Raw genomic sequence first — 25344 nt, 5'->3', positions numbered from 1 at the left:
AGAATAGCCGCCACTTTACGCCAGAAGCGACCCGCCATGACCGATCTGACGCTTTATCACAATCCGCGCTGCTCGAAATCCCGCGGCGCGCTGGAACTAATTGAAGCCCGCGGCCTGAGCCCAAACGTCGTGCGTTACCTCGAAACCCCGCTGAATGCGGCGCAAATCAAGGCCCTGCTCGGCAAGCTCGGGATCAGCGCACGCCAGTTGCTGCGTACCGGGGAAGATGAATACAAAATGCTTCAACTGGCGGATGAAAGCCTCAGCGAAGCGCAATTGATCGACGCCATCGCCCAGCATCCGAAACTGATGGAGCGACCGATTCTTGAAGTCGGCGACAAAGCCGTGATCGGTCGTCCGCCGGAAAATGTGCTGGAGTTGCTGCCGTGAGCGCGCCGTACATTCTGGTGTTGTATTACAGCCGCAATGGCTCGACCAACGAGATGGCGCGGCAGATTGCTCGCGGTGTCGAGCAGGCTGGCCTCGAAGCGCGTTTGCGCACCGTGCCGGCGATCTCCACCGAGTGCGAAGCCGTTGCGCCAAGCATTCCGGACGAAGGCGCGCTCTACGCCACGCTGGATGATCTGAAAAACTGCGCCGGCCTGGCCCTCGGTAGTCCGACGCGTTTCGGCAACATGGCCGCGCCGCTGAAATACTTCCTCGATGGCACCAGCAACCTGTGGCTGACCGGCGCTCTCGTTGGCAAACCGGCCGGCGTGTTCACTTCCACCGCCAGTTTGCACGGCGGACAGGAAACCACGCTGCTGTCGATGATGCTGCCACTGCTGCACCACGGCATGCTCATCACCGGTCTGCCGTACAGCGAATCGGCACTGCTGGAAACCCAGGGCGGCGGCACGCCATACGGCGCCAGTCATCATGCTGGGGCGGACGGCAAAAAGGGTCTGGATCAGCACGAAGTCGCGCTGTGCCGTGCGCTCGGCCATCGTCTGGCCAAGACTGCGCAGAAACTGGAGGGCTGACGGTGGCGAAGAAGGCGAAAGTCCTGCCCTCGGTCGAGTGGCTTGAGCCGCGCGTGAAAGCGATGCGGGTGATCAGTCTGCTGAGCTTTTTTGCCTTGGCCGGGTTGCTCGCTGCGTACTATCTGATCTTCGCCGATCTGCACGGCGCGCGGCCGTGGGTGATTCTGCTGGTCGAGCTGATCCCGTGGCTGGTTCTCGCCCCGGCGATGATCATGGGCAGCGCCCGTGGTCATTCGTGGATGTGTTTTGTGGTGAATCTGTATTTCATCAAAGGCGCACTGGCGGCGTATGACCCCAACCGGCAGTTGTTTGGCGTGCTGGAGATGGTCGCGAGTCTGGCGGTGTTCTGCTCCGCGCTGCTGTATGTGCGGTGGCGGTATCAGTTGAATCGCAAGTTGGCGGGTGAAGGCGAGATCAGCGTCGCCTGATGGAAAAAGATCGCAGCCTTCGGCAGCTCCTACATTTGGAATGCATTTCCCTGTAGGAGCTGCCGAAGGCTGCGATCTTTTAGCGATTCAATGGTTGACGGTGTAAGCAAGCATCATCGAAATCTGGCTCATCGGCCGTCCGCCACTCTCTTCATGCCACTGATTGAAGACATTCTGCACAATCGCCAGATCACGCTGGCTGGTCGGCACTTTGTCGACGATCTTCTGCGCATTCAGCGCCGCGACCACGTCGTAGCTCGGCACAAAAGTATCCTTGCCAATCATGCGCAAAAACCGTGGCGCTGACAGCCCGCCGAGTTGATGGCCGTGCTTTTTCAGATACGTCCACAGGCCGACGATATCGGTCACCGGCCAGTCGGCGATCAGTGCGCCGAAACTGCCCTTGTCCTTTTCCACATCGAGAATGAACTGTGCATTGCGCGGCACGCTTTTCAGCTTGCCGAGGTGGCGGATGATCCGCGCATCCTGCATCAGGCGTTCGAGGTGTTCGGCGCTCATCAGCACGACTTTTTCCGGATCGAACTTGAAGAACACTTCTTCGAAGGCCGGCCACTTGGCGTCGACCAGACTGTGCTTGAGGCCGGCACGGAACACGCGCAGGGCCATGGTCGAAAGGTAGCGGTCGTCGCTGATTTTGCGCAGTTGTGCGGGAGTCTTGGGAACGGGCAGATGGGCTTCCAGTTCAGCCGCCGAACCGAAGCGGTTCAGACAGTATTCGTGCAGCCACTTGTAATCGCGCATGCCCTCTCCTGGTGAATTGAATAAAAAAACTGTAGGAGCAGAGCTTGCTCCTACAAGTGCAAATGGGTTTACAGATTGACGACGTTCACGAAGCGCGAAGCCGCAGTTTCGTCGATCTTCAGGCTGGTGAAGTCGAACAGGTTGCGGTCGGCCAGTTGCGACGGGATGACATTCTGCAGACTGCGGAAGATGCTTTCCGTTCGACCGGGTGTCTTGCGTTCCCAGTCCAGGAGCATTTCCTTGACCACCTGACGCTGCAGGTTTTCCTGCGAACCACAGAGGTTGCACGGGATGATCGGGAATTCTTTGAGATCCGAATAGGCCTGAATGTCTTTCTCGTTGCAGTACGCCAGCGGACGGATCACCACGTTGCGGCCGTCATCGGCGCGCAGCTTGGGTGGCATGGCTTTCAGCGAACCGTTGAAGAACATGTTGAGGAAGAACGTCTCGACGATGTCGTCGCGGTGATGACCGAGGGCCATCTTGGTCGCGCCGATTTCGTCAGCAAAGGTGTACAGCGTGCCGCGACGCAGACGTGAACACAGCGAGCAAGTGGTCTTGCCTTCCGGAATCAGTTCCTTGACCACCGAGTAGGTGTCTTTCTCGACGATGTGGTATTCGACGCCCAGTTCTTTCAGATAGGCCGGCAGCACGTGCTCGGGGAAGCCCGGCTGCTTTTGATCCATGTTCACCGCGACGATCTCGAACTTGATCGGTGCAACCTTCTGCAGGTGCAGCAGCACGTCGAGCATGGTGTAGCTGTCCTTGCCCCCGGACAGGCAGACCATGACCTTGTCGCCGTCTTCAATCATGTTGAAGTCAGCAACCGCTTCGCCGGCCAGGCGGCGCAGGCGCTTTTGCAGTTTGTTCTGGTTGACCGTAAGAGTGCCCATGACGCGAAATCCGTGAGGTGTGACGAAAGGCCGGCATTTTACGCAAAAACCTCGCGTGGGCGAAGCATACCGACCGGCCGCATTCTGAAATGCATAATCATGTAGATACTCTGTTTACGGTCAAGCTTTTGCGAGGTCTTTTGCGCTAAAAAGCTTGGCCGTATCGAAATCTTCTCCGGCTTGCATGCAAGCCCACAGACCGGTCAGGTATTTGCGCATGACGGCGACGATCGCCTGCATCTTTCTCTTTCCTCGCCCGATCAGCGCTTCGTAAAAGGCTTTCACGTTGCTGTCGCAACGAATGGCGGTCAGCGCTGGCATATACATCGCTGAGCGTAGGTAGGCGTTTCCGCCCTTACTTATCCGCCCAGGTTTATCGATGCTGGTACCTGATTGCGTAAGCCGCACATCGAGTCCTGCATGTCGGCTGACCTGCGCGGATTTAAGCGTCACCGGCAAAGTCGTCAATTCAGCCAGTGCCGCAAATACTGAAATTTCGCCCATCCCCGGCGCTGCGATCATGTGCCCGAACTGGGCGCTTAACGTCGGGCAATTGTCGATCAGTGCCCGGCCTGCGAGCCTGAAACGCTCGATTCGCTTGTCGAAGGCCTCAATGGCTTCTTCTTCGTCTTCAATCAACATCGTCAGGGTTGTTTGAGTAGCCTTCAGCGCATGCAGCTCGTTCTTGGCTCGGGTGCGATGACATGTCAGACGATTGATATGCCTTCCGATAGCCCGCAACTCCAGCTGTATGGCTGTAGGTGGAGTCCACAATCTTGGGCTCATGCGCTCGCCGTATTCAGCTAGCAATTGGGCATCGATTGCATCGGTTTTGCTGTTTTTCAGCATCAGCTTGGCGAAGTTATGAAAGCTCTTCGGATTGATAACCGAAACGGGCAAACCCGCCGCAGCGAGCTCCATGGCCAAATCCAGGTAATAGATGCCGGTGGCTTCCATCACCACGGATAAAGGCTTGAGTTCGAGCAACTTGTTGATCGCCGCCTTACGCCCTGCGGGTGTTTGGTCGATGTTGCAGGCGCCTGCAAAACGACCGTCGTTACGCCAACCCATGGCGGTCGTGCGAGACCCCACATCCAAACCGACATGCATGCTCATGCTTTCAACTCCGAGTGAACTGGGTTAAAAATGCTTCCTGGTTCCCCTGACCTCGAACTTCATGCCACTGCAACCTTGTAATGCGAAGTCCGACTCGTCGGCTTCTCGATACTCTTCGTGGTGGGCAATGAGGCGGGGGGACCTCTCTACAGACAAGGTCAGGAGCAAGTCCTGCCTTTAGGAGCGATCGGTCTCCCCCAGAAAAACATCTTCGTATGTCCGCACCAGTGAGCCTAGATCTCAATTGACTGGTGTGAGGGCAACATACAAGGAGCTGCCGAAGGCTGCGATCTTTTGATTTGGATTTTTAAAACAAGATCAAAAGATCGCAGCCTTCGGCAGCTCCTACAGGATCGGAAGTTCGATCACTCAAGACTGTACGGCGATTAAGCCCCGAGTTTACAGCGCGATTTGCTCTAAGCCCCTAATACCTGTGAGGTTAAGTCCTTTCTATACTGCGACATAAGGTCGCACACATCCATGACCTGACTTTGCTCGGCCTCATTGGCCCGTAGGCGCTCCGTTGGGGGGCGATGGCAATAACAAGAGGAGTGACTGGCATGATCCATCACGTAGTGGGACTTTTTACCCACCCCGATCAGGAATGGAAGGAAATCCGTGGCGACCAAGAGGAAAGCATCAGCCACATGTACCTGACGCACACGCTGATTCTGGCGGCGATCCCCGCCATTTCGGCGTTTATCGGCACCACTCAGGTCGGCTGGGTGATCGGCAACCGCGCACCGGTGATGCTCACCGTTGAAAGCGCGATCTGGATGACCGTCATGTCGTACCTGGCGATGCTCGGCGGCGTCGCGGTCATGGGCGCTTTCGTGCACTGGATGGCGCGTACGTACGACGCCAACCCGAGTCTGGCCCGTTGTGTCGCATTCGCCACTTACACCGCAACACCGTTGTTTGTCGGCGGACTGGCGGCGCTGTATCCGCATATGTGGCTGGGGATGATCGTCGGCACGGCGGCCATCTGTTACACGGTTTATCTGCTGTACGTGGGGCTGCCGACGTTCATGAATATTCCGTCGGATGAAGGTTTCCTGTTCTCAAGCTCAGTGCTGGCGGTGGGTCTAGTGGTGCTGGTCGCCATCATGGCGTTTACCGTGATCGTCTGGGGGCTGGGCGTAGGGCCCGTATACACCAACTAGCAAACGTCTTGTTCATAAAGGCCGCCGCGAGGCGGCCTTGTCGTTTGCCGGACGACCATTCGGCAGCTCGACGATTCGCAAGTCCCCAGGGTTGCGGCATACTCGACGTCTCTGGAGATCCATCAAGCATGCCCGAGCAACTCAATACCCGCGTCGAAGACTGTTACCAACTCGCTGAATCCTTTTTCAAACGTCACTTCCAACGCCCTGTCGTCAGTCTCAAGCTGCGCGGGCAAAAAGCCGGTGTCGCGCATTTGCACGAGAACCTGCTGCGCTTCAATCCGCAGCTGTACCGGGAAAACACCGAACATTTCCTCAAACAAACCGTGGCCCACGAAGTTGCGCACCTGATCGCCCATCAGTTGTTTGGCGACCGCATTCAGCCGCACGGCGAGGAATGGCAACTGATCATGCGCGGGGTTTACGAACTGCCGCCGGATCGCTGCCACACCTACGCCATTAAACGTCGCAGCGTTACCCGCTATATCTACAAATGCCCGTGCGTGGACAGTGATTTTCCGTTTTCGGCGCAGCGGCATAGCCTGGTGCGGCAGGGGCGGCGGTATTTGTGTCGTAGTTGCCGGAATACGTTGGTGTTCAGTGGTGAGATGCGGGTGGAATAGTCAGATTTGTGTTGTCTGTTCTGGCCCCATCGCGAGCAGGCTCACTCCTACAGGTGAAATGCATTCCAATTGTAGGAGTGAGCCTGCTCGCGATGAGGCCGGCACAGGCACTAAAGAACGACTTTGACAGAGCGCAATTCTGCAATTCGCTCAGGACTAAACCCCAACTCCCCCAACACCTCATCCGTATGCTGCCCCAACACCGCCCCCACATGCCGTGGCGCCGGTAAATCCTCGGAAAACTTCAATGGACACGCCATCTGCGCCTGCGTCGTGCCATCCCCGCGCGGCACTTGCGTCACCAGTTCGCGCGCCTGCAACTGCGGATGCCGCACCGCCTCACTCAAATTCAACACCGGTTCGACACACGCATCGATCCCGGCAAACAGTTCGCACAGTTCAGCAAAGTCATGCCGTTCGAACTCGATCTTCAATGCTTCCTTCAGCGCCCGCTGCTGTGCAGGTTTCGGCGACAAGCCTTGCGCCGCCAACTCCGGCCGGCCCAGCGCCGTACACAGCTGCTGCATGAACGCCGGCTCCAGACTGCCGACCGACATCCAGCGCCCATCCCGCGAACGGTAATAGTCGTAAAAGCTGCCGCCATTGAGCATCTGGTCTTCCCAGCCCGGCTCTTCGCCGCAAGCGAGATAACCGGCGCCGGCCATGGCATTCAGGCTGAATGCGCAATCGGTCATGCTCACGTCCAGATGGGTACCCTGCCCCGTTTGCTGACGCGCAATCACCGCTGCGAGTAAACCGATCACCCCGTGCAACGAACCACCGGCGACATCCGCCACCTGCATACCCAACGGCAACGGCCCGCTGTCGGCGCGACCGGTGTAGCTGGAGAGCCCGGCGAGGGCGAGATAGTTGATGTCATGACCGGCGCGATCCTTGTACGGGCCGGTCTGGCCGTAACCGGTGATCGACACATAGATCAGCTTCGGATTGATCGCCTTCAACGCTTCATAACCCAGGCCCAATCGCTCCATCACGCCGGGACGAAACTGTTCCAAAACGATGTCGTGATCCGCCAGCAATTGCTTGACCACGTCCAGTGCTTCGGGCTGCTTGAGATCCAGCGCCAGACTGCGCTTATTGCGATTGAGATAGGCGTGACTGGCAGACATCCCGCCATCGTGCGGCGGTAATACGCGCAGCAGATCCATGCGCGTCGGCGATTCGATACGCAGCACCGCGGCGCCCATGTCCGCCAGCAACAGCGACGCGAACGGCCCCGGCAACAGCGTGGAGAAATCGAGGATTTTCAGTGAGGCCAGCGGTGCAGACATGGGCGAACTCCTTGGGCGATGCACTCAGCCTAGGCAGCCATTGCCGAAGCAGCAATCACCGGATATGTCAGCGGGTGTGACCGTTACGCTCAAATCGCAGGCAATAAAAAACCTGCCAAAGCAGGTTTTTCAGTCCATCTGTGGCGAGGGAGCTTGCTCCCGCTGGGTCGCGTAGCGGCCCCCCGTTCTAAATAAAAAAGCCGGGGCCTGCTGCGCAGTCCAGCGGGAGCAAGCTCCCTCGCCACAGTTAAGCCCCTTACTACAAGGTGTTACTTGACGCTGCTCGGGGTTGGGCCTTCAGCCACACCCAGATCATCTTCAGGGCGGGTATCAGCGATACCGCGACCGCCCGAAGCCAGCTCGGATTGCAGTACGTCGGTGTCCAGCTCTTTCACCCACTTGGCAACCACGATGGTCGCAACGGCGTTGCCCACCAGGTTGGTCAGTGCGCGTGCTTCGGACATGAAGCGGTCGATACCGAGGATCAGCGCCAGACCGGCCACCGGCAAGTGACCTACCGCCGACAGAGTCGCGGCCAGCACGATGAAGCCCGAACCGGTCACACCGGCTGCGCCTTTGGAGGACAGCAGCAACACCACCAGCAGAGTGATCTGGTGCGTGATGTCCATGTGCGTGTCGGTTGCCTGAGCAATAAACACGGCGGCCATGGTCAGGTAGATCGCGGTGCCGTCGAGGTTGAACGAGTAACCGGTCGGGATCACCAGACCCACTACCGATTTCTTCGCGCCCAGACGCTCCATCTTGATCAGCATGCGTGGCAATACCGATTCCGACGACGAAGTGCCGAGTACGATCAGCAGCTCTTCACGGATGTAACGGATCATCTTCAGCACGCTGAAACCGTGCATGCGGGCGATACCGCCAAGCACGATCAACACGAACAGCAGGCAAGTGATGTAGAAGCAGATCATCAGTTGACCCAGCTGCACCAGCGAACCCACGCCGTAAGCGCCGATGGTGAAGGCCATGGCACCGAAGGCACCGATTGGCGCGAGCTTCATGATCATGTTGATGATGTTGAACATCACGTGGGCGAAGCGATCGATGAAGTCGAGGATCGGACGGCCGTAGTCACCCAGGCGATGCAGGGCGAAGCCGAAGATCACCGAGAACATCAGCACTTGCAGGATGTCACCGGTGGCGAACGCGCCGACGATGGTGGTCGGGATCACGTTGAGGAGGAAGCCGACAACGCTTTGGTCAGCGCCCGCCGCGACATAGGAAGCGACTTTCGAAGCGTCGAGGGTGGCAACGTCGATGTGCATGCCGTTGCCCGGCTGCACGATGTTGACCACAACCAGACCAACCAGCAGAGCGATGGTCGAAACGATTTCGAAGTACAGAAGCGCGTAACCACCGGTCTTGCCGACCGATTTCATGCTTTGCATGCCAGCGATGCCGCTGACCACGGTGCAGAAGATGATCGGAGCGATGATCATTTTGATCAGTTTGATAAACCCGTCACCCAGCGGCTTTACCGCCACGCCGAACTGCGGGTAGTAATGACCAAGCGCGATACCGATGATGATCGCGATGATCACCTGGAAATACAGGGATTTGTACAGTGGCTGACGAGTCGTCATTGCAAGTTTCCTCAAGAGCCCCGCGTGCAACATCCATCTGTTACGCCGCGAAACCTGAATTGCGAACCCTCCTGCACTGGAGGGATTTGTTGTTGGAGCGGCGTTTTCCGGGCGGGATAAACGCACGCTTCTGTCGCTCTTATCGCAAACGCCGTGCCACTTTGGTGCATTTCCCGGCAAGCCTTTTGACATCAAGGGCTGCAGGTGTTTTCAGTGTCACCTTCCGGTGAGTTGAGTGTGGCGGATTTCCGCCAACTCGCCGCTTGTCGTCCTACAATTTGGCGGAAATCCGCCTTGTTGCTCGCATCACCCCCGGATACCATCCGGCGCCTGAGGAAGGATTTGCCGCTTATGCGCGAACGCACCATCGCCAGTCATTTCGCCCGTGCCGCCCTCGGTGGCGCACGCCGCCTGGGTTTCGACTATTCGAGTCTGTTGCTGCAACTGGGCATCAGCCCGGAATTGCTCGACGAACCTCGCGCGCGTCTCGCGCCGGAGCAGTTCACTCAGTTGATCCAGGGCCTGTGGCTGGCGCTGGACGACGAATACCTCGGTTTCGGCAACGCGCCGAGCAAGCCCGGCAGCTTCGCGATGATGTGCCACGCCTCGATTCATTGCCGCAATCTGGAGAAGGCTCTGCAACGCGGCTTATTGTTTTATAGCCTATTCCCGCAAGGCCCGCGCCTGACCCTGAGCCGCGAAGACGAATGGGTGCGTTTGAGCCTCGCCGATGCGCAATTGTGGGATCCGGATCACTTTCTCACCGAGAGCCTGCTGGTGATCTGGCATCGCCTCGGCAGTTGGCTGATTGGCCAGCGCATCCGGCTGGAGCAGGTGACGTTCAGCTATCCGCGCCCCGAACACGGCGCGGAATACGATTTGCTGTTTCCCTGCCCGATGACGTTTGCCAGCGATCAGAGCAGCCTGCTGTTTCACAGCCGCTACCTGCACATGCCGTTGTTGCAGGACGAACGCACGCTCAAACACTTCCTCGAACGTTCCCCCGCTGACTTGCTCTCACGCCCGGATGATGGTGACAGCCTGAGCAGTCGGTTGCGCCGCTTGCTCAGCCGTGACAGTGCGAATTGGCCGGATCTGGAAGCGGTGGCCGCGCAAATGCACATCAGCCCACAGACGCTGCGCCGGCATTTGCGTGAGGAAGGCACGAGTTTTCAGGAGTTGAAGGATCAACTGCGGCGGGATATCGCCATCTACCATTTGGGACGGGCGGATTTGTCGTTGCAGCAGATTGCCGAGCAGTTGGGGTTTTCTGAGCCGTCGGCGTTTCACCGGGCGTTCAAGAAATGGACGGGGCTGACGCCGGGGGCTTATCGGGCGCAGGAACAGTGAGGCACCACATCAAAAGCCCCTCACCCTAACCCTCTCCCGGAGGGAGAGGGGACTGATTGGGGGATGCTCGAAATCTCCGCCGACCTGATACTTCGCGGTTGAATCCATAATCGACTGGCTATTTCAGGTCGATGGATAACGCCAGACACCTCGGTCAGTCCCCTCTACCTCTGGGAGAGGGTTAGGGTGAGGGCAGCCCCCAATCACACCGCCGGAAAATGAATCCTGAACGCCGCCCCACCCATCGGTGAATCCCCCAGCGTGAGCTTGGCGCTGTAACTCTCGATGATGTCCTTGACCACCGCCAACCCGATCCCCTGCCCCGGATGCTGGGCATCCAGGCGTTCGCCGCGCTCGAGAATCCGCGCGCGCTGATCCGGCGGTACGCCCGGGCCGTCGTCTTCGATACACAGTTCAACCCCGGCGTGATTTTCACGCACGCTGATGCGCACTTCGCCCAGACACAGGCGATAGGCGTTCTCCAGCAGGTTGCCCATCATCTCCAGCAAGGCGCCCTGCTCGATCGGCACGTAACAATGCTCCGGCAGATCAAACGCCACGCGCACATGTTTGTCGCGGTAGACCTTGTCCAGCGTGTCACAAAGGCTTTTCAGTACCGGTTGCAGTCGCACCTGATGGCGCACCAGGCCGCTTTTGCGCAGGCTTGCGCGTTGCAGTTGGTAGCCGATCTGCTGGCTCATGCGTTCGATCTGCGATTGCAGCACCCAGGCCTGATCGCGATCTTCGGGGCGCTGGGCCATGTCTTCGCTGACGCCTTGCAACACCGTCAACGGGGTTTTCAGGCTGTGCGCGAGGTCATCGAGGGAGTCACGATAGCGGCTGCGCTGCTGGCGTTCGCTGTGCAGCAAGCGGTTGAGCGAGCCGGTCAGGCGCAGCAGTTCGCGCGGGTGTTGTTCGGTGAGGCTTTCGCGGGTGCCGCCTTCGATTTCATCGAGTTCCTGACTGAGTCGGCGCAACGCTTTTAAGCCCCAGGTCAGGCCGATCCACAACAGCGCCAGCAACACCAGCAAAGCTGCGCCGAAACCGAGGTAGAGGTTTTCGCGCAGGCCTTCGAGGGTGACTTCGTATTCGCGCACCGGTTGCAGCGCGACGATGCTGAACGCCGCGCTTTTGCCGCCGAGCAGTTTCACTTCGACGTCATAGACGAAGAATTCCTGACCGTTGGCCTCACGAATCCGCGCGAACTCGTTGCCGAGGCCGTCGTAGCGCGGTTTGTAGTTGATCTGTTCTTCCTGGGTGGCTTTCGAGCGCCAGACCAAGTGCCCTTCGCGGTCGTAGATGTAGCCGAGCAGGCGGAAGTCGGTGAGGTTGAAGCGCTCGTCCGGCAACTGATTCGGCATCACCAGCCGACCGTTTTCAATGCGTGCGGCAGAGATCAGCGTGGTGACGTCCGAAGCCAAGCGCTGTTCGATCGAGTCCTGCAACGCGAGACTGAACGCGCCCTGCATCGCCGGGAGCAAGGCGAGCATGAACAACACCGCCAACGTGGTGGCGGCGAGCATCAGCCTAACGCGAAGCGAACGAATCAAGTGCAGCGCTCATTGAACAGGTAGCCGAGGCCGCGCACGGTGTCGATCGGTTTGAACCCGGCCGGGCCTTCCAGCTTGCGGCGCAGACGGCCGACCAGCACTTCGATGACGTTCGGATCGCGCTCGTCGTCGTCCGGGTAGAGCTGCTCCATCAAGCGATCCTTGGGCACCACTTGTTGATGGTGGCGCATGAGGTATTCGAGGATGCGGTACTCGTAGGCGGTCAGCGCCAGCGGTTGTTCGTCGAGGGTCGCCTGTTTGCGATTGAGGTCGAGCAGCAGCGGGCCGGCGACGATGGTCGACTGGGTGAAACCGCTGGAGCGGCGCAGCAAGGCATTCAGGCGCGCGTCAAGTTCTTCGAACTGGAACGGCTTGACCACGTAATCGTCGGCACCGGCGGCGAGGCCTTCGACCTTGTCCTGCCAGTTGCCGCGCGCGGTGAGGATCAGGATCGGAAAGGTCTTGCCGCCCGAGCGCAACTGGCGGATCAGGTCGAGGCCGTTCATGCCCGGCAAGCCGAGATCGATCACCGCCAGATCAAAGTTGAACTGACCGGTCTGGTACAGCGCCTCTTCGGCATTGGCCACGGACTCGACCACGTGACCGCTCTCCGTGAGGCGGGTTTGCAGGTGATGGCGCAACAGCGCCTCATCTTCGACGACCAACAGTTTCATAACGCTCTCCCGGGTAAATCCAGAATCTCCAAAAACACACCTGTAGGAGCAAAGCTTGCTCGCGAAAGCGGTGAATCAGTCAATTAGAAGTCGACTGATCCGGCGCCATCGCGAGCAAGCTTTGCTCCTACAATAATTTCGCTGTCGTCCTCAGAAGTTGTAGTTGGCCGACAGGTAAGTCTGCGCGCTGCTGTTCAGATCCAGCGAGCCTTGTTTGCTGCCGCCGCTTTCTTTCATTTCGGTGCTGGCATTGCTCATCAGGTAACGATAACCGAGTTCCACCGAGGTGTTCTGGGTGACTTGTTGCAACACACCCAACTGGCCGCCGACCGCATAACCGATGTCACTGTCGCGGCTGTAGCCTGGCGAATCCTGAGTCAGTTTAGTCAGACCCGCCGTGGCACCGCCGAACAACTTGGTGCTGCCGCCCACCGGGTAGAACAGATCGTAGCTGCCGAGCAGATTTTCCTGCCGCAGTTTAATGCCATTGTGCGAGCCCGACACGTTGTCGTAGGTGGCGTAGTAGCGACCCTGACTGTTTTGCTGACCGAGGCGCACGCCGTAAGTGTTGTTGCCATCGATGGCGCCGGTGGCGTTCGGGTGACCGAGGTTGTCGTTCAGCGCGTTGGACTTGTCGATCTTGTCACTGGTCTGGCCGAAGGACAGGCCGGCGAAATTGGTGGTGTCGTCGGCATTGGCCGCGAGGCTGGAGCCCAACAGGGTAAATGCCAGCAGCAGTTTGTTTAGACGAGTCATGGGTATTTCCTCTTTCACAGTGCTGTTTGGGTATGGCGCAAGGTTACTGACCAGCCCCTGTACCGCCCCTGAACCGTCTCTGAACCTGACCTGAACCAAATCGACTAGGCTGTTTTGACCACTTTCGATAAAGAGACCCCGACCATGCGCCTGTTCCTCGCCCTCACTTTGCTGGCGGTCAGCAGCCTGACTCAGGCAGCGATCAAGACCGAAGAAATCCCTTACCAGAGTGCCGACGGCACCAAACTGATCGGCTATTACGCTTATGACGACGCTATAAAAGGCGCACGCCCCGGTGTCGTCGTGGTGCATGAATGGTGGGGCCTGAACGATTACGCCAAACGCCGAGCGCGCGATCTCGCCGAGCTTGGCTACAGCGCGCTGGCGATTGATATGTACGGCGAGGGCAAGAACACCGAGCACCCGAAGGATGCGATGGCTTTCATGCAGGCGGCGAGCAAGGATGCGGCGGCATCGAGCAAACGCTTCGAAGCCGGTCTGGATGTGCTGAAGCAGCAGCCACAGACCGACGTGAACAAACTCGCGGCCATCGGTTATTGCTTCGGCGGTGGCGTGGTGCTGAACGCGGCGCGTCAGGGTGAGCCGTTGTTGGGCGTGGTGAGTTTCCACGGTGCGTTGGCGACCAATACGCCGGCGACGCCCGGCAGTGTGAAGGCGAAAATTCTGGTGGAGCATGGCGCGCTGGACAGCATGGTCACGCCGAACAATGTCATCGCCTTCAAGTCGGAAATGGACAAGGCCGGGGCCAACTACAAGTTCGTCACGCTTGAGGGTGCCAAGCATGGTTTTACCAACCCGGATGCGGATCGTTTGAGCCATGGCGAACATGGCGGGCCGGATATTGGTTACAACAAGGCGGCGGATGAGAAATCCTGGGCGGACATGAAAGCGTTCTTCCAGAAAATCTTCAGCTAACCGTCCCCGACCCTGATCGTTCCCACGCTCTGCGTGGGAATGCAGCCCGGGACGCTCTGCGTCCCAACGCGGACGCAGAGCGTCTATTGAGGCATTCCCACGCAGAGCGTGGGAACGATCAAGATCGCAGCCTTCGGCAGCTCCTACACGGGCAGGCACTGGTCAGCGTGGGTGCTAACCGGCAAAATGCCCGCCATGAACCTCACCCTCCCCGCCTGCTGCACCCCGCTCGATGCCGATTGGCCGTTGCCCTCGGTGCTGGCCGATACCGTGCTGCTCAGTACTCACTTCGATCCGGCGCAACTGCTCGGCGATGACTTTCGTCGCAGCGCCATCGAGCCGCCGCCGAGCATTCAGCGTTCGGTGGCCAAGCGTCAGGCTGAGTTTCTCGCGGGGCGGATCTGCGCACGGGCGGCGTTGCAGCAACTGGAAGGCTCCAGCGTGGTTCCGCCGATTGGCGAAGATCGCGCACCGGTGTGGCCGGCGCATATCTGCGGCTCGATCACCCACAGCACCGGGCGCGCGGCGGCGATTGTTGCCAATAAGCAGCACTGGCGCGGCTTGGGCATGGATCTGGAAAACCTGCTCAACGCCGAACGCGCCGAACGCCTCGCCGGGGAAATCCTCACGCCGGCGGAAATGCAGCGCATGGCAGCAGGCTCGCGGGATCAGTTGGCGTTGTGGGTGACGCTGACGTTTTCGGTGAAGGAGAGTTTGTTCAAAGCGCTGTATCCGATTGTGCAGAAGCGCTTTTATTTCGAGCATGCGGAAGTGCTGGAATGGACGGAGGCCGGTGAAGTGCGCTTGCGGCTGCTGACGGATTTGTCGGCTGAGTGGTGCAGCGGGACGGAGCTGGATGCGCAGTTTGGGGTGCGGGATGGGCAGTTGTTGAGTTTGGTCAGTATCCACGCCTGAAATCTTTCAGCGTCTGTTCAGGCCTCTTCGCGAGCAGGCTCGCTCCCACATTTTGAAATGCATTCCCCTGTGGGAGCGAGCCTGCTCGCGAAGGCGGCATCGCGGCCACCACAAGAATTACCGGCGCTCCTGATTCCTTGGCCAACTCAAACTAAAACACGCCCCACCCAAACTCTTGCTCTTGCCAATCAACGCCCGGCCGTCGTGCCAGTGAATAATCCGTCGCACAATCGACAACCCCAGTCCATGCCCACCCGACGCCCGCGTGCGGCTGTCATCCAGGCGCAGAAACGGCGTGAAGATTTTCTCCCAGGCAACTTCCGGCACACCCGGCCCGTCATCCTCAACGTCGACCCGGCAACGCAACTGCCCGACCTGATAACTCACCGTCACATTCGAGCGGGCATGGCGCATGGCGTTGCTCACCAGATTCTGCAACGCGCGGTGCAGATAACGCGGCTCAGCCTCGACCCAGGCATCGTCATTGTCCGCAGCCGACAGACACAGCCCGCGCTGCACCGTGACCTCGGCGCGCAACGGCGCCAATTCTTCGATGACCTGATTGACCAGCGCATCCAGATCAATCCGCTGGAAGGTCAGCGCCGGTGAGCCCTGCTCCAGTCGTGCGTAGGTGAGCATCTCATCGACCAGCTTATCGAGATCCTCGATGTCGTGATCCATGCCTTCGCGGTATTTTTCCAGCGCTTGCGGGGTGGTCGCCGAGCCGATCATTTCCAGACCGAAACGCAGACGCGCCACCGGCGTGCGTAGTTCGTGGGACACCGCGCGCACCAGTTCACGCTGGATCGCCAGCAGTTGTTGCAAGTGCTCAGCCATGCCATTGAACGCCGCCGCCAGCCGTCCGACCGAGTCGGCACCGCGCGCCGGCACACGGGTTTCCAGACTGCCTTTGGCGATGCGCGTGGCTGCGGCTTCGAGACCGCGTAAACGCCGTTCGAGTTGGCGCACCAGCAAGTAAACGATCAAGCCGATCAGACTCAGCCCGAGCGCGGCGATCAGCACCAGCCACTCCGGCGGATAGGGATTCATCTGATACAGCGGGCCGATCTCCAGCACCCACGGCGTGCCGACCATACCGGCGAACACGCGGATCGAATCGCCGCCCTTGCCCAGCGCCATCACCGTGTCGCCTTCAGACACGCGGCGGCTCTGGTCTTCGTCCATGTCGGCGTCATCCACCGTGACCAAACGCAAATCGAACCCGAAGCCCTTCTCTTCCTTTATCTGCGCCAGCCGTTTCGGTTGGTCAGCGACCGGCACGCGCACCAGCTCATCGGCGAGCAGGTAAATAGTCGCGCGCGCCAGTTGCTCGCTGATCTGCTGCACCTCGCCTACGAGCACAAGCTGCTCTTTGTCGCTGACCAGTCGATAGACCTTCGCCGCGTGCGGGCCGGTCTGTTCGACCAAAGCCTGGCCGCGCTGCACGCGGGTGCGCTGGGTCAGGTCGAGATCGGTGTCAGTAAACTTCTTCAGCGCCAGCGGAATCCCCAGCAAACGTTCCCACACCAGCAATGCGCGATGGCGTTCGGTTTCGTTCATCGGTTGCAGGTTGCTGGCCATCAGCGAGAACGTGCCGTGGGCCAGACGCTCGCGGTACTGCTCGCTGCGCACTTGGTTGAGCAGGTTCAGCGCCAGCACGCCGAGCACCGCTACCAGAATGATCGCTGCGCACATGCCGCCGTAAATGCGCAGGAAGATCGAGTTCACAGCGGCAAGTCTACGCAGGCTTCAGGGACGAACAGGTAGCCTTTGCTGCGCACGGTTTTGATCAGGCGTGGATGGTCGGGGTCGTCGCCGATTTTCGGGCGAATGCGCGAGATGCGCACATCGATCGAGCGATCCTGGCCGTCGTAACCGATGCCGCGCAGGGCGGTGAAGATTTCTTCCCGCGAGAGAATGCGCCCGGCGTTGGAGACCAGCAGCCAGAGCAAATCGAATTCGGCGCTGGTCAGTTCGATGCCGTTATCGCTGAGCCAGGCTTCGCGCAATGCGTTGTCGACCACCAGCGGGCCGAATTGCAGGCGACGGCTTTTTTCGCTGGTCGGCTCGGGTGAGTCACTGCGTCGCAGCAACGCCTGAATCCGCGCCAATAACAAACGCGGGCGCACCGGTTTGCACACGTAATCGTCGGCGCCGAGGTCGAGGCCTTGGATCTGGTCGGCATCGTCGGTGCGCGCGGTGAGCATCAGGATCGGCCCGTCGTAACGGTCGCGGACTTTGCGGCAGATGCTCAGGCCATCTTCGCCGGGCAGCATCAGGTCGAGGATCACCAGATCCGGTTGCTCATTGATGATCCGCGCTGCGGCGAGCGCACCGTTGCCTTCGATTTCCACGCGCAGTCCATTGGCTTGCAGGTAATCGCGCGTGAGTTCGGCCAGTCGCTGGTCATCCTCGACGATCAATACCTGCCAGGCTTGTTGCTCCACCGGTGACCTCTGCTTTCTATTGTTATTAATAAAGGAAGACGATTGCCCGAATCCACGACCCCCTGTAGGAGCTGTCGAGTGAAACGAGGCTGCGATCTTTTGATTTTGTTTTTATCAAGATCAAAAGATCGCAGCCTTCGGCAGCTCCTACGGGGGATCCTCTCGTGCTTTTGTCGCGCTCACATGGCCCGATTGTATAAACGGCGTACAGCCAGAACACAAGTCGGTAAATGCGTTCGGACAAGGCGATTTTTTGTGGTAGGGTTCGCGCCCTTAAAAATCCGCTGAAGCGTTTTTCCCGTGAGAAAACGGTGACAAACGGTCTAGCTCAGCAGGTTCGCGGCCTACACGAGAATTCCACCTTTCTTACACAATTTACGCACAGGTTTATCCACAGGTAGTACGTTGCAACACCCCTCGAAACGCATTATCTTGTAGCACGGCGCCAAAAAAACCCTACATATAGGGTTTTTGACTGAAAAGCCCAACCACATTTCAGACCTGAAACTCAAGCGATTTATTGCCGGTTTCCGGTTGAACCAAGCAAGTTTTCTGAAGACCAAACCGCACTTGCGGATGGCACCGTTTTTCAGGTCGGAAACGACCGAAACGGTACGGGTGTTGCAGTCATTACTGTCACCCGGGATGGAACCCGGCTCGAGCCTTGGCTCGCAGCCAAAAACTTCGGCAGGGACGCGGCGTCATTAGCCTTTTTCCTACTGGTCCGAAGTTGTTATGCCCGACGCCCGTCGGTTGTAGTGCTTCTGGCCAGAACGGTGGGCACCATGATGGTGCCCAAACAAACTAGAGAATGTGGAGATCACCCCCCATGCAAACCGACACAACTCGCGAGAACCCGCAGGGCACCTTGCCGCAGGCCGCTGATTCGAATTCGGATCTGGCAGCCACCGCGCCTGGTCAACTGCGCGTGATCAAGCGTAATGGCACTGTCGTTCCTTACACCGATGACAAGATCACCGTCGCTATCACCAAAGCGTTCCTCGCAGTTGAGGGCGGCACCGCTGCCGCCTCGTCGCGAATCCACGACACCGTTGCCCGCCTGACCGAACAAGTCACCGCGACCTTCAAGCGTCGCATGCCTTCGGGCGGCACCATCCACATCGAAGAAATCCAGGATCAGGTTGAACTGGCCCTGATGCGTGCCGGCGAGCAGAAAGTGGCGCGCGACTACGTGATCTACCGTGACGGTCGTTCGAAAGAACGCGCGGCCCACGCCCCGACCGAAGAAGCGGTCAACGCTCACCCGTCGATCCGCATCACCCGCGCTGACGGCAGCCTGGCGCCGCTGGACATGGGCCGCCTGAACACCATCGTCACCGAAGCGTGCGAAGGTCTGGAAGAAGTCGACGGCGACCTGATCCAGCGTGAAACCCTGAAAAACCTGTATGACGGCGTGGCCCTGACCGACGTCAACACCGCCCTGGTGATGACCGCCCGTACCCTGGTTGAGCGTGAGCCGAACTACTCGTTCGTCACCGCCCGCCTGCTGATGGACACCCTGCGTGCCGAAGGCCTGGGCTTCCTCGGTGTGGCCGAAAGCGCTACTCACCACGAGATGGTTGACCTGTACGCCAAGGCGCTGCCGGCTTACATCGCCAAAGGTATCGAGTTCGAACTGCTGAACCCTGTGCTGGCCACCTTCGACCTGGAAAAACTGGGCAAGGCGATCAACCACGAGCGCGATCAGCAATTCACCTACCTGGGCCTGCAAACCCTGTACGACCGTTACTTCATCCACAAGGACGGTATCCGCTTCGAACTGCCGCAGATTTTCTTCATGCGCGTGGCCATGGGCCTGGCGATCGAAGAGAAGCAGAAAGAAGACCGTGCGATCGAGTTCTACAACCTGCTGTCGTCCTTCGACTACATGTCGTCGACGCCGACCCTGTTCAACGCCGGTACCCTGCGTCCACAGCTGTCGAGCTGCTACCTGACCACCGTGCCGGATGACCTGTCGGGTATCTACCACGCGATCCACGACAACGCCATGTTGTCGAAATTCGCTGGCGGCCTGGGCAACGACTGGACGCCGGTGCGTGCACTGGGTTCGTACATCAAGGGCACCAACGGCAAGTCGCAAGGCGTGGTTCCGTTCCTGAAAGTCGTGAACGACACCGCCGTCGCCGTTAACCAGGGTGGCAAGCGCAAAGGCGCTGTCTGCGCTTACCTGGAAACCTGGCACATGGACATCGAGGAGTTCATCGAACTCCGCAAGAACACCGGTGATGATCGTCGTCGTACCCACGACATGAACACTGCCAACTGGATCCCTGACCTGTTCATGAAGCGCGTCTTCGACGATGGCAAGTGGACCCTGTTCTCGCCATCCGAAGTACCGGACCTGCACGACCTGACCGGTAAAGCCTTCGAAGAGCGCTACGAGTACTACGAAGCCCTGACCGAATACCCAGGCAAGGTTCGTCTGTTCAAGACCATCCAGGCTAAAGACCTGTGGCGCAAAATGCTCTCCATGCTGTTTGAAACCGGCCACCCATGGCTGACCTTCAAAGACCCGTGCAACCTGCGCAGCCCGCAGCAGCACGTCGGCGTGGTTCACAGCTCGAACCTGTGCACCGAAATCACCTTGAACACCAACAAGGACGAAATCGCCGTTTGCAACCTGGGCTCGATCAACCTGCCGAACCACATCGTCAACGGCAAGCTGGACACCGCCAAGCTGGAACGCACCGTGAACACCGCCGTGCGCATGCTCGATAACGTTATCGACATCAACTACTACTCGGTGCCACAAGCGAAGAACTCCAACTTCAAGCACCGTCCGGTCGGTCTGGGCATCATGGGCTTCCAGGACGCGCTGTACCTGCAGCACATCCCTTACGGTTCCGACGCTGCCGTCGAATTCGCCGACAAGTCGATGGAAGCTGTCAGCTACTACGCAATCCAGGCGTCCTGCGACCTGGCCGACGAGCGCGGCGCGTACGAGACGTTCCAGGGTTCGCTGTGGTCCAAAGGCATCCTGCCACTGGATTCGCAACAGATCCTGATCGAGCAACGTGGCCAGAAGTACATCGACGTTGACCTGAACGAATCCCTGGACTGGGCACCGGTTCGCGCCCGTGTACAGAAAGGCATTCGTAACTCCAACATCATGGCCATCGCACCGACCGCGACCATCGCCAACATCACTGGCGTATCGCAGTCGATCGAACCGACTTATCAGAACCTCTATGTGAAATCGAACCTGTCGGGCGAATTCACCGTGATCAACCCGTACCTGGTTCGCGACCTCAAGGCTCGCGGTCTGTGGGACTCGGTCATGATCAACGACCTGAAGTACTACGACGGTTCGGTTCAGCAAATCGAGCGCATCCCGCAAGAACTCAAAGAGCTCTACGCGACTGCCTTCGAAGTGGACACCAAGTGGATCGTTGACGCGGCCAGCCGTCGTCAGAAGTGGATCGACCAGGCCCAATCGCTGAACCTGTACATCGCTGGCGCATCGGGCAAGAAACTCGACGTGACCTACCGCATGGCTTGGTACCGTGGCCTGAAAACCACCTACTACCTCCGTGCCCTGGCCGCAACCAGCACCGAGAAGTCGACCATCAGCACCAGCAAGCTGAACGCTGTATCCAGCGGCGGCAACCACGGTGATGACTCGGTCCTGGCTGCTCCAGCCGGCCCAGCGCCAGTGCCAAAAGCCTGCGCGATCGACGAGCCAGATTGCGAAGCTTGCCAATAAGCTGAGCGAAATCAGGTGTTGAAAAACACCTGATTGAAAAAGCCCCTGACAGACCTCTGGTTTGTTGGGGGCTTTTTTTTGCCCCAACTCCCTGTAGGAACTGCCGAAGGCTGCGATCTGTTGATCTTGCTACTAGTGACAACAGCAAAAGATCGCAGCCTTCGGCAGCTCCTACATTTGAATAGTATTCAACTGACAGAAACCGGCCGGCTGTCAGACCGCCTTCGCGAGCAAGCTCAGCTCCTACAACAGCAAAGTCAAAAGATCGCAGCCTTCGGCAGCTCCTACATTTGAATAGTATTCAACTGACAGAAACCGGCCGGCTGTCAGACCGCCTTCGCGAGCAAGCTCGGCTCCTACAACAGCGAGATCAAAAGATCGCAGCCTTCGGCAGCTCCTACATTTGAATAGAGTTCAACCTGACAGAAACGGGCCGAATGGCAGACCGCCTTCGCGAGCAAGCTCTGCTCCTACAAAAGCGAGATCAAAAGATCGCAGCCTTCGGCAGCTCCTACATGAAATCGCGGCGAACCCAAGCCAACCACTAGGCCGAGTGTCAGCTCGCCTGCTTTTGATTTTGATCTTAGAGCCCGTCGGGAGGCTGAGTGGAGGGATTCATACGGGGAAAGCATCGAGAGGAGGTGCAGCGAAGCAAACCGTAGGCGATGCCCCCGGATGAACCCGGAGCGAAGGAACCCGAGCCTTAGCGAGGGCCGGACGTCAGGGCACAGACCTTTGGTTCCTTTGGGGCGTTTGCCAAAGGGACTCGCCGTAAGGGCGAAACCGCCAGCCGCAACACCCGCAGCAACGGATATACACCCAAAAAAAAAGCCCCTCAAAAAAGAGGGGCCCTTCTCAAACAGCAAAACCAAAAATCAGGTCATCTGAATAATGGTCTGCATAATCGTGCTCTGCGTAGAAATCGTCTTCGCATTCGCCTGATAGTTACTCTGACCCTTGATCAAATCAACCAACTCATTCGTCAGGTTAACGTTCGACTCCTCCAGCGAGTTCGACGCGATCGAACCCAAAGTCCCGGTCTCCGGCGCATCGTACCCCGGAATACCCGAAGCAAACGTCTCCTTCCAGCTAGTACCACCAACCGCCTGCAAACCCTGCTCGTTAGTGAAACTGGCCAACGCCACCTGCCCAATCGCCTTGCTCTGATTGTTACTGAAGTTGGCGAACAAGGTACCGGTGCCATCAATCGTCAGGTTAGTGATCTGCCCGGTGGCATAACCATCCTGAGTCGGAATCGAACGCGCAGTATCAGCGTTGTACTGAGTAGTCTTGGCCATCGAAATGGTCACACCCGCCGGGTTCGCTGCCGCACCGTTAGGCGTAAACACACCATTGGTCACAGTGCCTGGCTTCCAGTTACTCAGCGTCAAGTCGCTGCTGATAATCGGATTTGCAGGATCCGCCGGATTCGGTGTGCTCACCTGAGTCAACTTGCCCGAGCTGTCGAACGACAACGTCGAAGCCGTCGGCGCCGTCAGGGTTGGATCACTGCCGGTCGCGTCCGGGTTACGGCCGTCAACCAGGGTGTAAACCTTCCAGGTGTTATCGCTGGTCTTCACCACATACTGATCCATGACGTGGGAGTTACCCTGAGTGTCATAAATCGGTGTGCTGAACGACTTGGTGTACGTCTCGGCTTTCGATGGATCGAACTTGACCGCGTTGGCGCCGGTGTCAACGATCACCGGTGCCGACGAGTTCAGGTTGATGGTCGAGGTCACCGACGAAGTCGATTTCGGTGCCAGGTTCGACGTGTCGATTTTCAGGTCAGTCAACACACCGTTGAGAATCTTGCCGTTGGCATCCACACCGTAACCCTGCAGACGCGAGGTGTAATCGGTGTTGGTGATGTAACCGGCGTTGTCGACCTTGAACGTACCGGCACGGGTATACGACACCGAACCGTTGTTGCTCATGGTGAAGAAGCCCGAACCGTTGATGCCCATGTCGAGCACGTTACCGGTGTTGCTGATGTCACCCTGGGTGAACTGCTGCGAAACGTTGGCCAGGCGCACGCCGTTACCAATCACTTTGCTGCCGCTGCCCAGACGAGTCGCCGAGTAGACGTCTTCGAATTCTGCGCGCGAGGATTTGAAACCGGCGGTGGCAACGTTGGCGATGTTGTTGCCGGTCACGTCCAGTTGTTTGTTGGCTGCATAGAGACCGCTAAGGCCGATATTGAAAGACATATTCCACTCCTTTGTGCCGGGTTAATCGGCTCTATATACCAATGGTTTGTACTTTGGACAGGGCAACGCTGCCCTTGCCGGCCAGGTTGAGCATCAGCTCGCCGCCGGTCTGGCTGATGGTCACGCTGTTGACCGTGGCCGGCAGGTAAGTGGCCAGATCCGTTGCGGCGCCATCGATCGGTGCGCTGGCCTTGAAGGTGTAAGTACCGACCGGCACCACGGTGCCGGAAGAATCCTTGCCGTCCCAAGTGAAGCTGGCATCGCCGGCCGCGCGACTGCCCAGGTCGATGGTGCGAACAGCTTTGCCGTCCTTATCGGTGATGGTGACGGTGCCGCCGGCGATCGACGAAGGCACGGTGACCGAACCGGTCAGGCCTTTGGTTGGGTCGTCGAGCTGCGCGGTGTTGGTCTGCACGATCACGTTGCGACCGACCAGCGACGACGCCTGCAAGGCTTGCGAGGAGTTGTAGTTGCCGGCCAGCGAGCTGACGGTGCTGTTCAGTGTGGTGATGCCTTCCAGACTGCTGAACTGCGCCAACTGTGCAACGAACGCACTGTTGTCCTGCGGATCGAGCGGGTTCTGGTTTTTCAGCTGGGTCACCAGCAATTGCAGGAACGCATCTTTGCCCAGCGCCTGGCCACCGGTGGCGCTGTTGGTCGCCGAAGCGATGCCGCCGGAGGTGCTGCTGCTGGCCGTCTTCGACGAGTTGGCCAGAATGTCGTTCATGCTGAGGGAGCTGGTGGTATCGGTAACGCTCATGGCAGTCGCCCCTTATTACTGACCGAGGGTCAGTACCTTCTGCATCATGGTTTTGGCGGTGTTCATCATTTCGGCGTTGGTCTGGAACGAACGGCTCGCGGAAATCATGTCAGCCATTTCTTCCACCACGTTGACGTTCGGGTAGTAGACGTAGCCTTTGGCGTCGGCCGCCGGATGGTTCGGCTCGTAACGCGCTTCGAGGTTGCTCTGGTCTTCGACCACACCGAGTACCTGCACGCCCTGCCCCGCGGCGTCCTGACTCTGGAACAGCGAGTTACTGCCAGCGTTTTGGCCGCCCTGGAACATGGTGGCGAACACCGGGTGACGGGCGCGGTAGGTCTGGTCGATGCTCGACGAAACGGTTTCGGCGTTGGCGATGTTCGACGCCACGGTGTTCAGACGCGTGGTTTGTGCGCTCATGCCGCTGCCGGCAATGTTGAAAACGCTGGACAGGGACATGGATTACTCTCCGCGCAGGGCTGAGACCAGCCCTTTGAATTTGCTGTTGAGCAGCGTGAAGCTGGCCTGGAAGCCCACGGCGTTTTCCGCGTAGTTGGACTGTTCCAGTTGCGCATCCACGGTGTTCTGGTCGATCGAAGGTTGCATCGGCGTGCGATACAGCAGCGATTCGTCGCCATTGCCCAGGCCTTCAGCTTCGATGTGACGGCTGTTGGTCATGTTCAGGGCGATGGTGCCGTTGGCGTTCTTCTGGGTCTGTGCTTCGAGCACTTTCGAGAAGTCCAGATCCCGCGCCTTGTAGTTCGGGGTATCGGCGTTGGCGATGTTGTTGGCCAGCACTTCGGCACGCTGGGCGCGGAAGCCCAATGCTTTTTCGTGAATGCCGAGCGCTTTATCGAAGCTGATGCTCATGTCGGGAACCTTCAGGTGACCGGTTTTTCGTACATGAGCTTTAGCAAGCCGCGTGCCAAACAGAAGAAACCCCGTAAACCGGGGCTTTGCGGGCAGTCGGCAAAGCGACAATGCCAGAAAAGCGGCAAGCGGTTTCCGCCAGATGCCGCTTTTCTGCCGCTTCGCCCTGCGAGCACCTCCACCTGTAGGAGCTGCCGAAGGCTGCGATCTTTAGATCTTGATCTTAAAAAACAAAATCAAAAGATCGCAGCCTTCGGCAGCTCCTACGTGAAGCATGCGGCAAAAAAA

General features: G+C 58.7%; 23 protein-coding genes. 9 read left to right on the top strand and 14 right to left on the bottom strand.

The genetic code is table 11. The annotated features are described in order from the left end of the window. Positions 1-36 precede the first annotated feature (36 nt). From arsC to ACP3TY_RS04420, 3 genes are read left to right on the top strand one after another with little or no spacing between them, the layout of a single operon-like run. Positions 37-390, top strand: a complete 354-nt coding sequence (gene arsC, locus ACP3TY_RS04430) for an arsenate reductase (glutaredoxin) (protein ID WP_053122778.1) — start codon at positions 37-39, stop codon at positions 388-390. Further along, entirely contained in the window at positions 387-983 is a 597-nt protein-coding gene (wrbA, locus tag ACP3TY_RS04425) for an NAD(P)H:quinone oxidoreductase (protein ID WP_053122780.1), read from the top strand. The genes arsC and wrbA overlap by 4 nt, the downstream gene beginning before the upstream one ends. A gap of 2 nt (positions 984-985) precedes the next feature. Beyond that, positions 986-1411, top strand: a complete 426-nt coding sequence (locus ACP3TY_RS04420; protein ID WP_426619309.1) for a DUF2069 domain-containing protein — start codon at positions 986-988, stop codon at positions 1409-1411. Between the two features lie 87 nt (positions 1412-1498). On the opposite strand, the gene ACP3TY_RS04415 is transcribed toward ACP3TY_RS04420, so the two are convergent. The 3 genes from ACP3TY_RS04415 to ACP3TY_RS04405 all read right to left on the bottom strand — a co-directional run bounded on the left by ACP3TY_RS04415 (position 1499) and on the right by ACP3TY_RS04405 (position 4182). Beyond that, entirely contained in the window at positions 1499-2173 is a 675-nt protein-coding gene (locus ACP3TY_RS04415) for a DNA-3-methyladenine glycosylase I (protein WP_426619308.1), read from the bottom strand. A 68-nt stretch (positions 2174-2241) separates the two neighbouring features. Continuing rightward, complete coding sequence (gene ttcA / locus ACP3TY_RS04410) at positions 2242-3066, bottom strand: tRNA 2-thiocytidine(32) synthetase TtcA (RefSeq protein ID WP_038367448.1); 825 nt, start codon at positions 3064-3066, stop codon at positions 2242-2244. 120 nt (positions 3067-3186) lie between these two features. Beyond that, positions 3187-4182, bottom strand: a complete 996-nt coding sequence (locus tag ACP3TY_RS04405) for an IS110 family transposase (RefSeq protein WP_426617800.1) — start codon at positions 4180-4182, stop codon at positions 3187-3189. 560 nt (positions 4183-4742) lie between these two features. On the opposite strand from ACP3TY_RS04405, the gene ACP3TY_RS04400 reads away from it, so the two are divergent. Together ACP3TY_RS04400 and ACP3TY_RS04395 are read left to right on the top strand one after the other, a co-directional pair. Further along, positions 4743-5345 carry a Yip1 family protein gene (locus tag ACP3TY_RS04400; RefSeq protein ID WP_053122787.1) on the top strand — a complete coding sequence of 201 codons (603 nt, stop codon included), beginning with the start codon at positions 4743-4745 and terminating at the stop codon, positions 5343-5345. Positions 5346-5473: 128 nt separating this feature from the next. Then, entirely contained in the window at positions 5474-5968 is a 495-nt protein-coding gene (locus tag ACP3TY_RS04395) for a SprT family zinc-dependent metalloprotease (RefSeq protein ID WP_053122789.1), read from the top strand. 110 nt (positions 5969-6078) lie between these two features. Here the strand turns inward: ACP3TY_RS04395 and ACP3TY_RS04390 are convergent, their stop codons facing one another. Together ACP3TY_RS04390 and ACP3TY_RS04385 are read right to left on the bottom strand one after the other, a co-directional pair. Continuing rightward, positions 6079-7260: a CaiB/BaiF CoA transferase family protein gene (locus tag ACP3TY_RS04390; protein WP_426619307.1), complete on the bottom strand. Its 1182-nt coding sequence runs from the start codon at positions 7258-7260 to the stop codon at positions 6079-6081. Between the two features lie 269 nt (positions 7261-7529). Beyond that, positions 7530-8864, bottom strand: a complete 1335-nt coding sequence (locus ACP3TY_RS04385) for a dicarboxylate/amino acid:cation symporter (protein WP_053122793.1) — start codon at positions 8862-8864, stop codon at positions 7530-7532. 351 nt (positions 8865-9215) lie between these two features. Between ACP3TY_RS04385 and ACP3TY_RS04380 the strand changes: the two genes are divergently transcribed. Further along, on the top strand, positions 9216-10214 hold the full coding sequence (locus ACP3TY_RS04380) for an AraC family transcriptional regulator (RefSeq protein ID WP_212548941.1): 999 nt from the start codon (positions 9216-9218) through the stop codon (positions 10212-10214). 203 nt (positions 10215-10417) lie between these two features. Here the strand turns inward: ACP3TY_RS04380 and ACP3TY_RS04375 are convergent, their stop codons facing one another. From ACP3TY_RS04375 to ACP3TY_RS04365, 3 genes are all read right to left on the bottom strand, one after another. Further along, positions 10418-11764, bottom strand: coding sequence for an ATP-binding protein (locus ACP3TY_RS04375; protein WP_053122797.1), 1347 nt, complete (start codon positions 11762-11764; stop codon positions 10418-10420). Continuing rightward, positions 11761-12438, bottom strand: a complete 678-nt coding sequence (locus ACP3TY_RS04370) for a response regulator transcription factor (RefSeq protein ID WP_053122799.1) — start codon at positions 12436-12438, stop codon at positions 11761-11763. The genes ACP3TY_RS04375 and ACP3TY_RS04370 overlap by 4 nt, the downstream gene beginning before the upstream one ends. Before the next feature lie 150 nt (positions 12439-12588). Next, complete coding sequence (locus ACP3TY_RS04365; RefSeq protein WP_159812689.1) at positions 12589-13194, bottom strand: hypothetical protein; 606 nt, start codon at positions 13192-13194, stop codon at positions 12589-12591. A 144-nt stretch (positions 13195-13338) separates the two neighbouring features. On the opposite strand from ACP3TY_RS04365, the gene ACP3TY_RS04360 reads away from it, so the two are divergent. Then, positions 13339-14130 (top strand): dienelactone hydrolase family protein, encoded by a 792-nt coding sequence (locus ACP3TY_RS04360; protein ID WP_426620430.1) that lies wholly within the window; start codon positions 13339-13341, stop codon positions 14128-14130. A 195-nt stretch (positions 14131-14325) separates the two neighbouring features. Continuing rightward, the gene (locus tag ACP3TY_RS04355) at positions 14326-15045 is read left to right on the top strand and encodes a 4'-phosphopantetheinyl transferase family protein (RefSeq protein WP_400754182.1); all 720 of its coding nucleotides are present in this window, start codon (positions 14326-14328) and stop codon (positions 15043-15045) included. A 117-nt stretch (positions 15046-15162) separates the two neighbouring features. Here the strand turns inward: ACP3TY_RS04355 and ACP3TY_RS04350 are convergent, their stop codons facing one another. After that, a complete protein-coding gene (locus tag ACP3TY_RS04350) occupies positions 15163-16773 on the bottom strand; it encodes an ATP-binding protein (RefSeq protein WP_426619306.1) in 1611 nt (536 codons plus the stop codon). Continuing rightward, positions 16770-17492, bottom strand: coding sequence for a response regulator (locus tag ACP3TY_RS04345; protein WP_159812697.1), 723 nt, complete (start codon positions 17490-17492; stop codon positions 16770-16772). Before ACP3TY_RS04345 ends, ACP3TY_RS04350 begins: the two co-directional genes overlap by 4 nt. 829 nt (positions 17493-18321) lie before the next feature. Here ACP3TY_RS04345 and ACP3TY_RS04340 point away from each other — a divergent pair. Beyond that, the gene (locus tag ACP3TY_RS04340) at positions 18322-21216 is read left to right on the top strand and encodes a ribonucleoside-diphosphate reductase subunit alpha (protein ID WP_053122809.1); all 2895 of its coding nucleotides are present in this window, start codon (positions 18322-18324) and stop codon (positions 21214-21216) included. An 875-nt stretch (positions 21217-22091) separates the two neighbouring features. Here the strand turns inward: ACP3TY_RS04340 and flgE are convergent. Genes flgE through flgB form a run of 4 tightly spaced genes read right to left on the bottom strand, consistent with a single transcriptional unit; the run spans position 22092 to position 25056 of the window. Next, positions 22092-23426: a flagellar hook protein FlgE gene (flgE, locus tag ACP3TY_RS04335; protein WP_159812701.1), complete on the bottom strand. Its 1335-nt coding sequence runs from the start codon at positions 23424-23426 to the stop codon at positions 22092-22094. A 31-nt stretch (positions 23427-23457) separates the two neighbouring features. Next, complete coding sequence (gene flgD / locus ACP3TY_RS04330; protein ID WP_053122813.1) at positions 23458-24186, bottom strand: flagellar hook assembly protein FlgD; 729 nt, start codon at positions 24184-24186, stop codon at positions 23458-23460. A gap of 15 nt (positions 24187-24201) precedes the next feature. Further along, positions 24202-24645: a flagellar basal body rod protein FlgC gene (gene flgC, locus ACP3TY_RS04325; RefSeq protein WP_053122816.1), complete on the bottom strand. Its 444-nt coding sequence runs from the start codon at positions 24643-24645 to the stop codon at positions 24202-24204. A 3-nt stretch (positions 24646-24648) separates the two neighbouring features. Next, complete coding sequence (gene flgB / locus ACP3TY_RS04320) at positions 24649-25056, bottom strand: flagellar basal body rod protein FlgB (protein WP_053122819.1); 408 nt, start codon at positions 25054-25056, stop codon at positions 24649-24651. Positions 25057-25344: the final 288 nt, after the last annotated feature.

The organism is Pseudomonas rustica (genome assembly GCF_049959085.1).
Lineage (GTDB): Bacteria > Pseudomonadota > Gammaproteobacteria > Pseudomonadales > Pseudomonadaceae > Aquipseudomonas > Aquipseudomonas rustica.
The sequence above is the reverse complement of the archived record's forward strand: the minus strand, read 5'-3'. Positions and strand labels throughout refer to the sequence as shown.

What these genes read in the sequence shown, in the direction of transcription:
- arsC (WP_053122778.1), top strand. Translation starts at nt 37, where the DNA reads ATGACCGATCTGACGCTTTATCACAATCCGCGCTGCTCGAAATCCCGC.
- ACP3TY_RS04415 (WP_426619308.1), bottom strand. Translation starts at nt 2,173, where the DNA reads ATGCGCGATTACAAGTGGCTGCACGAATACTGTCTGAACCGCTTCGGT.
- ttcA (WP_038367448.1), bottom strand. Translation starts at nt 3,066, where the DNA reads ATGGGCACTCTTACGGTCAACCAGAACAAACTGCAAAAGCGCCTGCGC.
- ACP3TY_RS04405 (WP_426617800.1), bottom strand. Translation starts at nt 4,182, where the DNA reads ATGAGCATGCATGTCGGTTTGGATGTGGGGTCTCGCACGACCGCCATG.
- ACP3TY_RS04400 (WP_053122787.1), top strand. Translation starts at nt 4,743, where the DNA reads ATGATCCATCACGTAGTGGGACTTTTTACCCACCCCGATCAGGAATGG.
- ACP3TY_RS04395 (WP_053122789.1), top strand. Translation starts at nt 5,474, where the DNA reads ATGCCCGAGCAACTCAATACCCGCGTCGAAGACTGTTACCAACTCGCT.
- ACP3TY_RS04390 (WP_426619307.1), bottom strand. Translation starts at nt 7,260, where the DNA reads ATGTCTGCACCGCTGGCCTCACTGAAAATCCTCGATTTCTCCACGCTG.
- ACP3TY_RS04385 (WP_053122793.1), bottom strand. Translation starts at nt 8,864, where the DNA reads ATGACGACTCGTCAGCCACTGTACAAATCCCTGTATTTCCAGGTGATC.
- ACP3TY_RS04380 (WP_212548941.1), top strand. Translation starts at nt 9,216, where the DNA reads ATGCGCGAACGCACCATCGCCAGTCATTTCGCCCGTGCCGCCCTCGGT.
- ACP3TY_RS04370 (WP_053122799.1), bottom strand. Translation starts at nt 12,438, where the DNA reads ATGAAACTGTTGGTCGTCGAAGATGAGGCGCTGTTGCGCCATCACCTG.
- ACP3TY_RS04365 (WP_159812689.1), bottom strand. Translation starts at nt 13,194, where the DNA reads ATGACTCGTCTAAACAAACTGCTGCTGGCATTTACCCTGTTGGGCTCC.
- ACP3TY_RS04360 (WP_426620430.1), top strand. Translation starts at nt 13,339, where the DNA reads ATGCGCCTGTTCCTCGCCCTCACTTTGCTGGCGGTCAGCAGCCTGACT.
- ACP3TY_RS04355 (WP_400754182.1), top strand. Translation starts at nt 14,326, where the DNA reads ATGAACCTCACCCTCCCCGCCTGCTGCACCCCGCTCGATGCCGATTGG.
- ACP3TY_RS04340 (WP_053122809.1), top strand. Translation starts at nt 18,322, where the DNA reads ATGCAAACCGACACAACTCGCGAGAACCCGCAGGGCACCTTGCCGCAG.
- flgE (WP_159812701.1), bottom strand. Translation starts at nt 23,426, where the DNA reads ATGTCTTTCAATATCGGCCTTAGCGGTCTCTATGCAGCCAACAAACAA.
- flgD (WP_053122813.1), bottom strand. Translation starts at nt 24,186, where the DNA reads ATGAGCGTTACCGATACCACCAGCTCCCTCAGCATGAACGACATTCTG.
- flgC (WP_053122816.1), bottom strand. Translation starts at nt 24,645, where the DNA reads ATGTCCCTGTCCAGCGTTTTCAACATTGCCGGCAGCGGCATGAGCGCA.
- flgB (WP_053122819.1), bottom strand. Translation starts at nt 25,056, where the DNA reads ATGAGCATCAGCTTCGATAAAGCGCTCGGCATTCACGAAAAAGCATTG.